The organism is Solibacillus sp. FSL R7-0668, from assembly GCF_038006205.1.
In the GTDB taxonomy this organism is placed as follows: Bacteria; Bacillota; Bacilli; order Bacillales_A; family Planococcaceae; genus Solibacillus.
In genome coordinates, this window is sequence record NZ_JBBOUU010000001.1 from 3,381,649 (window position 1) to 3,395,919 (window position 14,271).

Genomic DNA, 14,271 nt, shown 5'->3' on the forward strand with positions numbered 1-14,271 from the left:
ATTACACCTCCTGCTTTTCTCGTTCATTTTCAAGTAATTGCTGCAGTACACTCGTATAAATTTCCTTGATGTCTGCTGTGAGCTCTTTACCTGTCATTTCACAATAAAACAGTTCAAACAGCTCTGAATCGTCCATTTGTACACGGTTCATCGTTGCAGACTGCTGATCCATTTGGGCAAAAACGGCTACACGCTCTATGTGCAAGGCATTTGGGTATACCGTACGCACAAGCTCTGACGCCCCTTTCACGTAGCCATCATCTTCTAGCTTCACAAATACATAATCATCGCTTTTTTGATGTTGTAAAATATCATCTAAAACACCCTTTACGATACGCATTTCACGTTTCGGGACGAATAACTTTTTCTCTACCGTAACCGTGCCATCCTGTGCGAGCTCGAGCATTAAAAAGCCTTTTTTATGTGTCACTTCTGATTCTGAATATTTCAGTGGGGATCCTGAATATTGAATCGTTTCATTCGCAACAAAATGGGCCTGGTGTAAATGACCAAGCGCGGTATAGCAAAATGGCTCAAACAATGCGGAATTGATGCATTCTGTACCGCCAATCGTTAGTTTGCGCTCCGAATCACTCGTGTTCAATTCGGGCATACCATCCTTCGTAATAAAGGCATGTCCTACTATAATATTGCGCTTTGTCGGATCAAGCTTGCCTTTAATATGTTCAATAATTTTAGCCATCGCTGCCTCATGCGTTGTAATGGAGTCATCCTCAAAAAGAATGCGCACTGTGGATGGCTCTGCAAATGGTACTAAATAAAAATGCACCTCGCCAAATTCATCCTCCAGAATCACTGGCTCTATGTCATTTTCAAGATGTCCAACCAAATGTAAGCCACTTGCCTTCATTAAATCACTACCAAAATTTAAACGTGTTGCGCTATCATGATTCCCTGCAATGGCAACAATCGGTGTTTTTTCGTCAATTAAAATTTGCTTTAATGTTTTATTTAGAAGCTGAATGGCCTCTGTTGGTGGAACAGAACGATCGTATAAATCCCCTGCAATGATGATGACATCTGGTTTTTCAATTTTAATTTCATTGATGAACTGCTGTAGGATATACGCTTGATCCTCTGTCATCGATACCCCTTGTACAAGCTTTCCTAAATGCCAATCTGCTGTGTGAAAGATTTTCATGAATGACGCCTCCTTTTAAAAGCTATTATTTTTAGTGTACATGAGCGCCAACAAAAACACCACAATATACGAACAAATATTCGTAATTTGTGGTGTTTTTTTAAACATGTATGGCAATGGGTGTTTTGTTACTATGAACGGCTGCTCTTGCAGTACTTTGAAATGACTCACGCTGCTCAAGCATTTGTTCAAAGCTTTTTGGATTTGGGACTGGTAAATGATTTGCTTGTAATTGAAGCGAATTATCCCCACTATAGCTTTGTAGCATCGCATTAGCCATTAGTAAATAGCCATGCTGATTGGGATGTACATCTCCCTTATTTGGTAAATAATTCGCTCGATTTTCATCGAAGCGTTCATATACATCCACAAAGTTCATGCCCGCTTGCTCTGCCACTTGCGCCAATATCGTATTCAATAATTGTAGCGCTGCAGTTGCCCCTTGGAGCTGCTCTGGATGCACACTAACATAAGGGAAATAATAGCCCATTACATACACATCTGCTTTGGGCGCTTTTTCACGCACAAGCTGTAGCAATTGCGCCATTTCCTCACGCACATTATTTAACGCAAAATTTGCTTGAAGCTGCGAAAAATTTACTGTCCCTTGCTGCGGATTATGCGCGATTAATGGCAATAAATCATTAGCCCCCGCAGAAATCGTAATGACCGTGGCATCTTGAAGTAATCGCTCGGCTCGCTCAGACTGAACGGTATTTTTCACATCGCTTACACGATATCCAGGGAAAGTCAGCTCCTTTGTAAAATGAGCGAGCTTTCCTTTCTTTTGAAGCTGCATTGCAATAAAATCCGTGTAGCCCGCATCAATTTGTGAATGGGGTGTTTGCCCGGCTGCTAATGAGTCGCCGAGTGCGATATAGACTTCACGTTCATTGGCCATAGCCTGTGTTGGTAATATTAAACAAATTAATAGCGCGAACAAGCACTTACGCATCACTTCACCTCATTTACGAAATTAGAAGGCCCAGTTTCCTTTGCGGAAGATTGGTTCTGTTGTGCCATCTGCTAAAATGCCGTCAATATCCATTTCTGCACTACCGATCATAAAGTCTTCGTGCGTAATCGACGTATTAATCCCTAACGCTTCTAACTGACCTTTTTCTAGCTCTTTACCACCCTCATAGCACGTTGGGTATGCTTCGCCAATTGCTAAATGATTCGAGGCGTTTTCATCGAATAATGTATTGTAATATAAAATATTGGAAGCTGAAATAGGGGATTCATGTGGTACTAATGCAACCTCCCCTAAATATCGAGCGCCATCATCGGAATCGATTAATTGTTGCAGTAAATCTTGGCCGACTTTTGCCTCGGCACCAATAATTTTTCCCTTTTCAAATGTCAGCTTAAATTCATCAATAATATTGCCTTTATAAACAAGCGGCTTCGTATTCGAAACATAGCCATTTACGCCAAATTTCGCAGGTAATGTGAAGACTTCCTCTGTCGGCATATTGGCAATGAATGTTGTACCAGCAGGCGTTTTACTGCTGCCACTTTTCCATAAATGCTTATCAGGTAATTCGATTGTTAAATCTGTGCCTGGTGCAATATAATGTAATTTTGCATATTTCTTCGCATTGAGCTGATCTGCACGTGCATGTAGGTTTGCAATATGTGCCTCCCAGTTTTCTACAGCATTGCCTTCACCGATGCGAACCGTTTTGAAAATCGCATCCCATAATGCATCGACTTGCTCGTTTTCAGGCAAGTTTGGGAATACCTTAGCTGCCCATTTTGCAGATGGCACAGCGATGATTGACCATGCGATATCATCGTTCATCACAGCTTTGCGGTAGTTGACTAATGCTGCCCCCGCTGCTTTTTGCTGTGCACCAATTTTTTCAACGTCAATTCCTGCTAGTAAATCTGGATTTTCTGCGTCGATCCAAAGCAGCGCACCTTTACGCTCAATTAACTCTTCACGCTGCGCAACCGTCCATTTCGGGAAATTCGCTGTTTCTTCGACAGTCACATTTTCATAATAGGCACGCTCAAAGCTAGCATCTGTTAAGTTGACATGCACACGACCCGCGCCAGCCTCATATGCTTTTTTCACCACAATACGTGTAAAATCTAATGTATCCGTAGACGTGTTGATTAATAAATATTGTCCCTTTTGAACATTGACGCCAATTTTTACAGCTAACTCGGCAAATTGCTCTAATTTTTCTTCAAATGTCATTACTAATTCCCCTTCTTTTTGCTGAATGTCATACCTTTTTTACCTGTTTTTGATTGATATGGTTTTTTAGCTGTTTTATTTACTGGAGTGGCTGACTTTTTCGAAGCCGTTACGGTATTTGCATTTCCTTCAATAAATTCACCCTGATGCCATACCTTTTGCACGCCCTTTAATGATAGTTCGCGCAACCATTTTTTATACGTCTTTTCATCTTTATAAGATAGTAATGTTAATACTTCTCCATCCGCGCCGGCACGACCTGTACGACCCGAGCGATGTGTATATTGTTCAATTGTTCGAGGCACGTCGACATGAACAACATGTGTTAATCCCGAAATATCTAAGCCTCGAGCCGCAATATCCGTTGCGATTAAAATACGTGCCTCTCCATTACGGAATGCATCCAGTGCTTTTTTGCGCTCGTCTTTTTTCATATCTGAGTGCAGTGCTACAATCGGCGCCTCTCTATATTCAAGCTTGCTTTGCTTCATTAAAACTTGGTCGATATTATTGACGAATGCTAACCCGCGTACCCCTTCAATATTCGCTAAACGGCGTAGCATATCAGTTTTGTCGCGCTCATCAACTTTAACAAATGAATGCACAACCTTACCGAACTTTACCATGTCTTCTGGATTAATCTTAATAGCGACTGGCTCAAACATTAAACGCTCTGCCACAAGCTTAATTTCCTCTGTAATTGTTGCTGAAACAACCACCACTTGACGACCAAAAGCTGCACCCTCGATAAAAGATTTTACAACGACACGGTATTCGCGGCTCAATAGCTGATCGCACTCATCTAAAACGACCGTTTCGATTTCTTTTAGCTTTAATTTTCCTTGGCGTGCTAGCTCATTTAAACGTCCCGGTGTACCAACAACAATCGTTGGCTTTTTCTTTAATTTTTCAATTTGACGCGCCGAGTTTGCCCCACCAATTAATTGTTGCACGGTAATGTCTGTGCCCTCTGTCCACTGACGGATTACTTCAACAATTTGCATCGCTAATTCCTGTGACGGTGCTACGATTAAGGCTTGCGTTTGCTTTTTTGAACCATCTACTTTATTTAAGATGGGTAATGTATAAGCTAATGTTTTCCCCGAGCCTGTTGGAGATTCTGCGACAATGTCTTTCCCATCTAGCATTGCCGGAATCATCTCTTCTTGAATTTTCATTGTTGTTTCAAACGACCATTTATTTTGAAGTGTTTCATTAAGTAAATTGATAACTGACATATTGTTTTACCACCTTTTATTCATTGGTTTCAGTGTACCATATTCCGTGAATATAGGTGCAATTTCCAGGTAGCCTTACATGCTAAAACGTGAAGAAGGGCGTGTCCTAGAAATTCTTCTCGGACACGCCCTTTAGCAATTTACACGCGTTCAATGATTAATGCGATTCCTTGTCCACCACCAATGCAAAGACTGGCAACAGCATAGCGCCCGTTTCGACGCTGTAATTCATAGGCAGCCGATAAAATAATGCGTGTACCGCTCGCACCAACAGGATGTCCCAGTGCAATTGCACCACCGTTGACATTTGTTTTATCACGGTCTAAGCCGAGCTCTTTTTCTACGGCTATATATTGTGCCGCAAATGCCTCATTCACTTCCACTAAATCCATATCAGCTATTGTTAAATTGGCACGCTTCAATGCTTTACGAATCGCTGGTGCGGGACCGATTCCCATAATCGTAGGATCCACACCCGCAATTCCCCAACTGACAATACGTGCCATTGGTTTTAAGTTTTGCTGCTGAACAAAATCCTCACTCGCCACTACAACGGAAGCGGCTCCGTCATTAATCCCCGAAGCATTCGCCGCTGTTACGCTACCATCCTTTTTAAATGCTGGACGCAATTTTGCTAACGCTTCGGCTGTTGTACCTTCCTTTATATGCTCATCTGTATCAACAATCACGTCACCTTTACGTGTGGAAATCACTACTGGTACAATTTCCTGAGCAAACTTTCCTTCTGCGCGCGCCTGTGCTGCACGGTCATTTGAAAGAATTGCAAATGCATCTTGCTCCTCACGTGAAATGTCATATTGCTCGGCTAATTTTTCAGCCGTCATGCCCATGCCCGAACCTGTATACTGATCTGTTAACGTTGCTTGTAGCATATCTGTAAATTGTAAATTCCCCATTTTCGGTCCATTAAAGCGTTGGTCGAAGTTAGCATACGGTGATTGTGACATATTTTCTGCACCGCCAGCCAGTACGACATCCCCCTCTCCTAGCTGAATCATTTGTGCTGCCGAGATAACAGCCTGCATACCCGAACCACATAAACGGTTTAATGTTAGCGCTGGTACTTCTTGAGGTACTCCTGTGTATAGTCCTATATGGCGTGCTAAATACGCAGCGTTTGCACCTGATGGAATCACCCCACCATAAACAACATGATCCACCTGTTCTGGCGATACACCCGAGCGCTTCAATGCTTCCATTGCTGTTTTTGTTCCTAATTGCACCGCATCTGTTGTCGCAAATGAGCCCCCAAACGCTGTAAATGCCGTACGTGCTCCGTCTACAATATATACATTTTTCATGTCACTGTTCCCCTTTGTGTTTACAATTTTATAAATTACTTCATAATCCCCTGTACATAATTCCTGTAATCCTTATGTAATTTTCTGAAAATTACTATATTTCAATTCTATCAGTATGCAATTTTATAAACAATGTTTTTACGAGAAAAAGTATAATTATATAGAGCAGAAAGGTACATTTCCATGAGCTTTCCATGAAGCAATGCAACATCAAAACAAGGGGGAATCAGCTCCAGGATGAATTTGGTGAGCTTGAACCTTTCCACTTTCACTCTCTATCCCTTTACTTGATTGCATCTTTGGGCATTTCTTATATTATTTTGCAATGGTAGTTTATGAATCACCTCTATTGAATAAACTGTTGGTAATAGGCTGAATTCAATGGGGTTTCAGCATACCATCCTCACTAATTTATCACGCTTTGAAACCTTGAAATAATTTTAAAAATACTTATTTTCTTGTTTTATGACACTTGGTATAATACAAAATGATTCTTTTATTGGTGGTGGTCAAAAATTGCAGTACGCATTCATTAGCGACTTACATTCGCATTATAAAAATACAAAAAAAGTTTTAAAGCATATTGAACAAATTGCACCGCAAGCTGTAATTATTGGATTAGGGGATTTGTTTGAATGTACCATTGGCAAGAAAAAGGCGAAAACCATTCGCAATGCCAAGCTAAAGGAAGCAGCCATTATTGAAGAAAAATTTATGAATCTCTTAACATTCCCCTCAATTATCGGAAATCAAGAAGAACGAATCGCACTCGTAACCGGCGATGAGCGTTTTTTACAATACGAACAAATACGTGAAGTTGAGCATGCTACATTAATGCATGGGCATCAAATTGAATGGGATGAAACGTATAAGCCAACATTCCCACCAATTCAAACACCTTTATTATTTTTTGGACATAGTCATGAAGCTGCGATTTATATTAATGGGCAACGTCAGCCCGTCCCATATAATATTCCGCTTGCAATCGGGCAAAAACCCTATCAAATCAATGTCGGCGCAGTAGTGGATAATAAAGAATGGTGTCTATATGACAGTGAATCGATGACGGTTACCTTCTTACAGGCTCAATGAACAAAAGCGAGTAGCATAGTCCATTTCGACTACGCAACTCGCTTTTTATTGTTATTTTAAATACTGTGCTTTTGATTCCACTAAAATTTCTTGTAAACGTTGAAGCTTCGTAATAACAACTTTTGATGTCTCCGTTAATTCATCTAAATACTTTTCCGCTGTCATTTTGTCGCCCGCAGTATGTGCACTTACTGCCTTTCTCGCAATTTCATACACGTTTAAAAATGGCGCTTCTAGCTCACGGTATTCTTTTTCATCGCCTAGCAGCTCATGGCCTTTTCCGTAATACCACTGACCTAAGTGCGAATCGCGTGGCGCGTCTAAATTTAAGCTCGACATTTCTTCAAAGCCTAATAATAAGTTGTAAATTTTCCAACGCCATAATAGATGGTCAGTAATAGCTACTTCGATAATATCCTCTTGAGAAATAATGAAGTTTTTCGAAATCGTTTTTGAACGGTATTCATCAATCATTTTACTTAAAGCGTAGATTGCCGAGCCTGTATCAAACGCAATTTCTTGACTGCGAATCGTACTTTCAGTCATACTGCGGTTCCGCTCGGCAATTTCAGATGCCGATTCAGCCTGGTGACGTGTTGTTGAAGCAATTTCTTCAAAGCGCGCTCCCTGTGTTTGTAGGGTATCATTCAGTTCAGATAATGTGTTTGTAATTTGAATCACATCCGCTACCCCTACGTGTAGCTCTTCGGTTGATTGCTTTGTTAAGTCATCAATGTTTTCTGTAATTTGTAATAACGCTTTAATATCTGAGTCAATCGATTGAACAGAACGTTTCGTATCATCTGCTAATTTGCGCACTTCTTCTGCAACTACTGCAAAGCCTTTCCCAGCCTCACCTGCACGCGCTGCCTCGATGGATGCATTCAATGCAAGTAAGTTTGTTTGGTCTGCGATTCCTTGAATTAACTCCATTACTTTCGATACACTATGTACTCGGTCTACTAGATTAGCTACATTTTGGCGCACGGCTTGTTGACCTTCGTCTGTATTTTGTAAAATCGTCGACACTTGTTGTAAAGAAGTTAAGTCGCTATTTAGCTCTGTCAATGATCCTTGTGTATGCGTCGAAATATCACCGATGGATGCAGCAATTTCCTCGATACTTGAATCAAGCTCCAGCATTAAATCACTCGCTAATTTCACATCATTATGCTGAACTTCTTGGAATTGAATAAGTTCTTTAATTTGATCTAGCTGTGTATTGTATTTAATGATTTCGCCAAGCCCATTTACTACTGAACCGCCCTGAATTTCAATGTAGGTTTCAACGATAATTTGTAAATCTAATGTTACTAAACTATCATATGCAAGCAATGTATCGAGCATTTTTTTTGTAATCGCGTCCACATTGCTTTGCGATTAATGGGATAATTAATTGGTTGATTAAAGTATAGGCAGAAATCATCCAGTTCGGTAATACACCAATACGCGCGTGTGTATAGGCAATTCGGCGGCGCTTAAATACGTATTCAATATTTAATTCATCTTGAAAAAGACTGGAAAAATGGCGATCAAATGTTACTTTTAAGCGTTCTACACTTGAATTTTCTACGATAATCTTTTTAAATTCCGGAATCGATAGTAAACGCGTATAGAAATTATCTAAAATCTCATGACGATTTTCGGTATAAATTTGATTTAATAAGGATACCGAATGTCGACGAACCTTACTTAATGCTAAAAAATCTAATTTTTCTTTAAAACGCTCATTCGTTTGAATATCCGATGATGAGGCTTCACCGAAATACTCGTAGTTATCAACTTTACTCTTCCCAAACATAATTTAATCTCCCTACTACCATTTAGATGATCAAGTGACTTTCTATAGAAAAAACAAGGTAAACTATTACAAATAATTACTTTTATCATACTACAGGTTACTGAAAAGTAAAACGCAACCATAGTATACCGAATTACTCCATATCAGGTAATTCAGAAGCCATGCCAAACTTTTGTCGGAATCCGCATTTTTTACATAATTCCTCCACTGCCTCACGTCTCGAAAATCCATCTACTAAATTTTGCGCACGTTCGCTCCCAATAATTTCACCAAATTTTTGTTCATGAACATTTCCTAAGTTAATAACGCCTTCTCCATCTAAGCAGCAAGGAACTACAGAGCCGTCTACTAAAATTGCAGCATGTGTACGAAGCGCATGGCAAAAGCCTTTCCCCTCATCTGCTTTTTCGAGTAGACTTGGCCAGCGGAATTCATGATCTTGGTTTAAGTAAATATTTTTCGAAATTTTGATGCCCTTCCCCATTTCTACACGTTCTTGAATTTCATAATCCAAATCATATTCTTTTTCAAGAATCTCTAATGTTTCGCGATTGCGTCGATTAGCGATTTCCGAAATATTATTGCGCTGTAAATTCCACAGACGATACGAAATAATGACATTATGCTCCCGTACATCACGAACAAATTCTAAAATATCTCCTAAATATTTTTCGCGGTTTTCTGAGCCCTCATGCCCATCAAAGCTGTGTAAAGAAAAATTAATTTGTCGTAATGCAGGCTTTCCTAATAACTTGTCTCGGTTCTTTTTAATTAAAGTACCATTTGTTGTAATATTCACTTTGAAGCCTTTTTCATGAGCGATGTCTAATAATTGTCCAATGCGCGGATGTAAAAGCGGCTCCCCCTTTACATGTAAATAAATATATTTGGTATACCCACTAATTTCATCTAATATGTTGGCAAATTGTTCAACTTTTATTAAGCCCTTTGCACGTTCAGTTGGCGGACAAAAGCTACACGCTAAATTGCAAACGCTCGTAATTTCAATATATACCTTTTTAAATGTTTTCAACGTTCGTTCACCGTTCCTTTTTTATAAACAATACTTTTCATTGTAACAAATATCTGCTCTAAATAGGAAGCAACAACACTGGCTTGTACAACCTCAAAAAAAGATGCACGAAAATTTAACTTTTCGTACACCTTCTATTTATCCGCGATAACGAATGGAAAGACCCTTTAAAAACTTTCGTGTGAAGTTATCGCCACATTCTTTATAATTACGGTGACCCGGCTTACGCATAATCGCACCTAGCTCACCTTTTGATACCGCGATGCCCCCATCATCTAAAACATCCAGCATTTCCTCTGTTGTTAGCTGACAGGCCACCTTCAATTTTTTCAATACCATATTGTTAACATGATCTGGTTTTTCTTGTACTGGTACGGCTTGCCCTTCTCTTTTAGGCATTGGCCCTCGTTTAAATGTAATCAGTCCATTGAAAAATGCTTCAAGCTTTTTATCATTTAATTTAATTTGATCGTAATCAGCTGGTATTTCCTCATCTTTTGCTATCGACTTTGTTAAAATTTTTGGCATTTCTTCTGGCGTCACTGTTTCGCCACCTAGCTTAAAAATTTCAACCATTTCTCTATTTTTCAAATCAAGTGCATAACGCACACGGATTAAAATATCGTTATTTTCCATAATAGCCTCCATCAATGTTTTGCTAAAGGCTATTATAACAGAGGTTCACGCTCCCATGTTAATTCGATTGCTCGGACATGCTTTTCATTATAGATGATCTGTTTCTTTACTTTCATTAATAGCCTGCTCTACTGCCTCGTCATTTTGTGCATTCCCTAGTGGACCTGTACTATCCGTATTTTTTAAATTTTCTCGCAAGCGACGCCCGTATTCCGCATCTGCCTCTTCCGCGTAACGAATCATCGTTTCTTGAATAACGGGTGCACATTTTGCTAAATCCGTCGTTAAGTTAAGAATCAAATCATCTTGCTCCCATTTTTCAAATTTACGATACGTTTCACCTGCTTGCTTCGTGTCATTTGTACGATCTAGCGGAGCTCGTACTAAATTTCCTTCTATATAAGGTGTATACTCTGTTCCAGTTTGTTTAGCTTCTTTTAAACCGCCTAGTAAAGATGGCTCGTAATTAATATGTGGATTTTCATTTGTATCCACTTTATATTGCATTTGCCCACCGCGCTGATTTGTGGCGACATGCTTTTTCGGGGCATTAATCGGCAACTGCAAATAATTCGCTCCTACTCGGTAACGCTGTGTATCGGAATAGCTAAATGTACGCCCTTGTAGCATTTTATCATCAGAAAAATCAAGCCCATCTACTAATACACCCGTGCCAAATGCAACTTGTTCTACTTCTGTAAAATAATCATCTGGATTCTTATTCAGTGTCATTTTACCAACTGCAAGCCATGGGAATTTTTCCTCGGGCCAAAGCTTCGTATCATCAAGCGGATCAAAATCAAGCTCAGGATGTTCGCCGTCCTCCATCATTTGTACAAGCAGCTCCCATTCAGGATATTCCTTCTTTTCAATCGCATCAAATAAATCTTGCGTTGCATGGTTAAAATTCTTTCCTTGTATATCCTGAGCCTGCTGCTGTGTCAAATTGCGAATCCCTTGCTTCGGCTCCCAATGATACTTAATAAGCATGGCTTTTCCTTGTTCATTGACCCATTTATACGTGTTGACGCCAGAGCCCTGCATCATACGATAGTTTGCTGGAATACCCCACGGCGAATAAATAAGCGTTACCATATGGAAACTTTCAGGTGAGGCTGCACAAAAATCAAAAAAACGCTCTGCATCTTGACGATTGGTTACGGGATCTGGCTTGAAAGCATGGATCATATCGGGGAACTTCATCGCATCACGAATAAAGAATATTTTTAAATTATTGCCTACTAAATCCCAGTTTCCATCCTCTGTATAAAATTTAACCGCAAAGCCACGTGGATCCCGCAATGTTTCAGGCGAATGTCCTCCATGAATCACGGTTGAAAAACGGACGAATACAGGGGTTTTTTTTCCCTTTGTTTGAAACAGCTTTGCCCTTGTGTACTTAGAAATCAGCTCATTGCCAACTGTACCATATGCTTCAAAATAGCCGTGAGCCCCAGCCCCCCTTGCATGCACAACACGCTCTGGTACACGTTCACGATCAAAGTGACTAATTTTTTCAATAAAATCATAGTTTTCTAATGTCGCTGGACCACGTTTTCCAATAGAACGAATTTGTTGATTATTCGTAACAGGATGGCCTTGGCGATTTGTTAATGTATTTTCTTCCATTTCCTCACTCCTTTCTATAAGCATAGGAGAAATGGAAAAAAATTATTCATTTGGAATTCACATTTATTGAATAAGTATTCACTACTCTATGTATCTTTAGATCCCCATTTATTATTCTTCAATATTGTATTTTTTTGATATCCTATTTTCTATACATTCCAACTCACACAATGATGTTATATTATTTCGCCAATATTAATTCAATATTACATAGACCTTACAACTCTCCTTTAAAGAAAAAAATGCTATTTAAAACACATATCTCCTAATAAATGCATCTCGTAAAAAACGTATAATTATTCCGCTATTAAACAATTATCAAAAATAAATTTCTAAAAACTTGAAAAAGGATTTATTATTTCCTTTGTTTTTGATATAGTTATATTGCGTTACAGAGTTTTCAGAAAATTACGCAAAATGGGAGGTTAACAAATGAAATTCAACAAGTTTTTAACGCTAATGATGGTACTTGTACTATCGATTGTACTTGCTGCATGTAATACAGATGACAGCAAGGAAGAGGTTGACAATTCATCTGAAGGCACGACAGAAACAGGATCTGAAGGCACAACAGAGACAGCTTCAGAACCAAAAGAAATTAACTTAGTATTCGGATCTGAGCCACCATCATTACACCCTGGTTTAGCGACAGATACAACTTCAAGCACGATGATTCAAAACATCTTTGAAGGATTAATGACAATGGAAAACGGTGAAGCAACAGAAGCTGCTGCTGAAAGCTATGAAATTTCTGATGACCTGTTAACATACACGTTCAAATTACGTGATGCTCAATGGACAAATGGCGACCCTGTTACTGCAGAGGATTTCGCATTTTCTTGGAAATGGGTGTTAGATCCAGCAAACGCATCTGAATACGCTTCGATTTTATACCCAATCAAAGGTGCTGAAGCATTTAACCTTGGTACAGGTTCAGCTGATGATTTAGGTATTAAGGTAATTGATGAAAAAACAATCGAAGTAACTTTAGAAGTGCCAACACCGTACTTCTTAGAGTTAACTGCTTTCAAAACAATGTATCCATTCCATAAAGCGACTCAAGAAGCGAATGCAAACTGGTACACAGAAGCAGATACAATCGTTTCAAACGGTCCATATACGTTAACTGAGTGGGTTCATAACGGAAACATCGTCTTAACAAAATCAGACACTTACTGGGATGCAGCAAATGTAAAAATTGACACTGCCAACATTTCAATCGTAGAGTCTGAAAGCTCTCAAATGGCCATGTATGATGCAGAAGAAATTGATTTCTTAGGTACTAACTTCGGCTCAATTTCTTTAGATGCGATTGACCGCCTAAAATCAGATGGTTCGTTAAATGTAGCACCATACTCTGGTATTTACTGGTATAAATTTAATACAACTGACAAAGTGATGAGCAACGTCAATATCCGTAAGGCTCTAGCTTTATCAATCGACCGTGCAGGTCTAATCAAGAACATTACAAAAGGTGAGCAAGAGCCAGCTTTAGGTATCGTTCCAAATGCGGTTGGCGGTTTCGGTGATGATTCTGGTTACTTCAAGGATGCTGATTATGAAGAAGCTAAGAAATTCCTAGATGCTGGTTTAAAAGAATTAGGTTTAGCTAGTCCAGCAGATTTAGAGATTACCGTTTCTTACAATACATCTGAAGCACATGCTGCAATCGCTCAGTTCATCCAACAAGGCTGGACTTCACAATTAGGAATCAAAGCAAAGCTTGATAATTCTGAATGGCAAGTGTATTTAGATAAGCTTTCAAACTTAGACTACCAAGTTGGTCGTTTAGGCTGGATTGCTGACTACAATGATGCCTATACATTCCTAGAAATGTATAACACAGCTTCAAATGGTAACAACGATACAGGTTGGGAAAATGCTGATTACACAGCATTATTAAAGCAATCTGTTGTTGAAACTGATCCAGCAAAACGTACTGCAATCTTATTAGAAGCTGAAGCAATTATGATGAATGAAATGCCAGTAGCGCCAATCTACTTCTATACAAACCTTTACATTAACAAGGATTATGTTACGAATATGGTTCCAGATGCTTTAGGTAATATTTCACTTAAAAATGTTGATATCAACAAATAATCTGAACGTTTCATCAGTATTTTTTGTGTAGTTGTACACGAAAGGCTGCTCA

The 14,271-nt window shown here is 39.3% G+C and carries 12 protein-coding genes; 2 read left to right on the forward strand and 10 right to left on the reverse strand.

Annotation, left to right across the window (positions count from 1 at the left end; translation table 11 throughout):
- Position 1 precedes the first annotated feature (1 nt).
- The 5 genes from MKX47_RS16940 to MKX47_RS16960 all read right to left on the reverse strand — a co-directional run bounded on the left by MKX47_RS16940 (position 2) and on the right by MKX47_RS16960 (position 5,928).
- Positions 2 to 1,162: an exonuclease SbcCD subunit D gene (locus MKX47_RS16940; protein ID WP_340776542.1), complete on the reverse strand. Its 1,161-nt coding sequence runs from the start codon at positions 1,160 to 1,162 to the stop codon at positions 2 to 4.
- Positions 1,163 to 1,262: 100 nt separating this feature from the next.
- Entirely contained in the window at positions 1,263 to 2,117 is an 855-nt protein-coding gene (locus MKX47_RS16945) for an SGNH/GDSL hydrolase family protein (protein ID WP_340776545.1), read from the reverse strand.
- Positions 2,118 to 2,138: 21 nt separating this feature from the next.
- The gene (locus MKX47_RS16950; protein ID WP_340776547.1) at positions 2,139 to 3,368 is read right to left on the reverse strand and encodes an aminopeptidase; all 1,230 of its coding nucleotides are present in this window, start codon (positions 3,366 to 3,368) and stop codon (positions 2,139 to 2,141) included.
- A gap of 2 nt (positions 3,369 to 3,370) precedes the next feature.
- Entirely contained in the window at positions 3,371 to 4,606 is a 1,236-nt protein-coding gene (locus MKX47_RS16955) for a DEAD/DEAH box helicase (RefSeq protein WP_340776551.1), read from the reverse strand.
- Between the two features lie 140 nt (positions 4,607 to 4,746).
- On the reverse strand, positions 4,747 to 5,928 hold the full coding sequence (locus tag MKX47_RS16960; RefSeq protein WP_340776554.1) for an acetyl-CoA C-acetyltransferase: 1,182 nt from the start codon (positions 5,926 to 5,928) through the stop codon (positions 4,747 to 4,749).
- A gap of 516 nt (positions 5,929 to 6,444) precedes the next feature.
- On the opposite strand from MKX47_RS16960, the gene MKX47_RS16965 reads away from it, so the two are divergent.
- The gene (locus MKX47_RS16965; protein WP_340776557.1) at positions 6,445 to 7,020 is read left to right on the forward strand and encodes a metallophosphoesterase family protein; all 576 of its coding nucleotides are present in this window, start codon (positions 6,445 to 6,447) and stop codon (positions 7,018 to 7,020) included.
- Between the two features lie 51 nt (positions 7,021 to 7,071).
- Here MKX47_RS16965 and MKX47_RS16970 read toward each other — a convergent pair whose 3' ends face one another.
- The 5 genes from MKX47_RS16970 to MKX47_RS16990 all read right to left on the reverse strand — a co-directional run bounded on the left by MKX47_RS16970 (position 7,072) and on the right by MKX47_RS16990 (position 12,119).
- Positions 7,072 to 8,367, reverse strand: coding sequence for a methyl-accepting chemotaxis protein (locus MKX47_RS16970; RefSeq protein WP_340776559.1), 1,296 nt, complete (start codon positions 8,365 to 8,367; stop codon positions 7,072 to 7,074).
- Positions 8,342 to 8,821: a protoglobin domain-containing protein gene (locus MKX47_RS16975; RefSeq protein WP_340776562.1), complete on the reverse strand. Its 480-nt coding sequence runs from the start codon at positions 8,819 to 8,821 to the stop codon at positions 8,342 to 8,344. The genes MKX47_RS16970 and MKX47_RS16975 overlap by 26 nt, the downstream gene beginning before the upstream one ends.
- A 133-nt stretch (positions 8,822 to 8,954) precedes the next feature.
- Complete coding sequence (locus tag MKX47_RS16980) at positions 8,955 to 9,854, reverse strand: radical SAM/SPASM domain-containing protein (protein WP_340776564.1); 900 nt, start codon at positions 9,852 to 9,854, stop codon at positions 8,955 to 8,957.
- Between the two features lie 138 nt (positions 9,855 to 9,992).
- The gene (locus tag MKX47_RS16985) at positions 9,993 to 10,490 is read right to left on the reverse strand and encodes a YehS family protein (RefSeq protein ID WP_340776565.1); all 498 of its coding nucleotides are present in this window, start codon (positions 10,488 to 10,490) and stop codon (positions 9,993 to 9,995) included.
- Positions 10,491 to 10,577: 87 nt separating this feature from the next.
- Positions 10,578 to 12,119 carry a catalase gene (locus tag MKX47_RS16990; protein WP_340776566.1) on the reverse strand — a complete coding sequence of 514 codons (1,542 nt, stop codon included), beginning with the start codon at positions 12,117 to 12,119 and terminating at the stop codon, positions 10,578 to 10,580.
- Between the two features lie 432 nt (positions 12,120 to 12,551).
- Between MKX47_RS16990 and MKX47_RS16995 the strand changes: the two genes are divergently transcribed.
- Positions 12,552 to 14,219: a peptide ABC transporter substrate-binding protein gene (locus tag MKX47_RS16995; protein WP_340776568.1), complete on the forward strand. Its 1,668-nt coding sequence runs from the start codon at positions 12,552 to 12,554 to the stop codon at positions 14,217 to 14,219.
- The last annotated feature ends 52 nt before the right edge of the window (positions 14,220 to 14,271 follow it).

Bases quoted from the DNA above. Each gene is read 5' to 3' on its own strand.
- MKX47_RS16970 (WP_340776559.1), bottom strand. From the start codon at position 8,367: ATGCTCGATACATTGCTTGCATATGATAGTTTAGTAACATTAGATTTA.
- MKX47_RS16955 (WP_340776551.1), bottom strand. From the start codon at position 4,606: ATGTCAGTTATCAATTTACTTAATGAAACACTTCAAAATAAATGGTCG.
- MKX47_RS16940 (WP_340776542.1), bottom strand. From the start codon at position 1,162: ATGAAAATCTTTCACACAGCAGATTGGCATTTAGGAAAGCTTGTACAA.
- MKX47_RS16975 (WP_340776562.1), bottom strand. From the start codon at position 8,821: ATGTTTGGGAAGAGTAAAGTTGATAACTACGAGTATTTCGGTGAAGCC.
- MKX47_RS16960 (WP_340776554.1), bottom strand. From the start codon at position 5,928: ATGAAAAATGTATATATTGTAGACGGAGCACGTACGGCATTTACAGCG.
- MKX47_RS16950 (WP_340776547.1), bottom strand. From the start codon at position 3,368: ATGACATTTGAAGAAAAATTAGAGCAATTTGCCGAGTTAGCTGTAAAA.
- MKX47_RS16945 (WP_340776545.1), bottom strand. From the start codon at position 2,117: ATGCGTAAGTGCTTGTTCGCGCTATTAATTTGTTTAATATTACCAACA.
- MKX47_RS16990 (WP_340776566.1), bottom strand. From the start codon at position 12,119: ATGGAAGAAAATACATTAACAAATCGCCAAGGCCATCCTGTTACGAAT.
- MKX47_RS16995 (WP_340776568.1), top strand. From the start codon at position 12,552: ATGAAATTCAACAAGTTTTTAACGCTAATGATGGTACTTGTACTATCG.
- MKX47_RS16985 (WP_340776565.1), bottom strand. From the start codon at position 10,490: ATGGAAAATAACGATATTTTAATCCGTGTGCGTTATGCACTTGATTTG.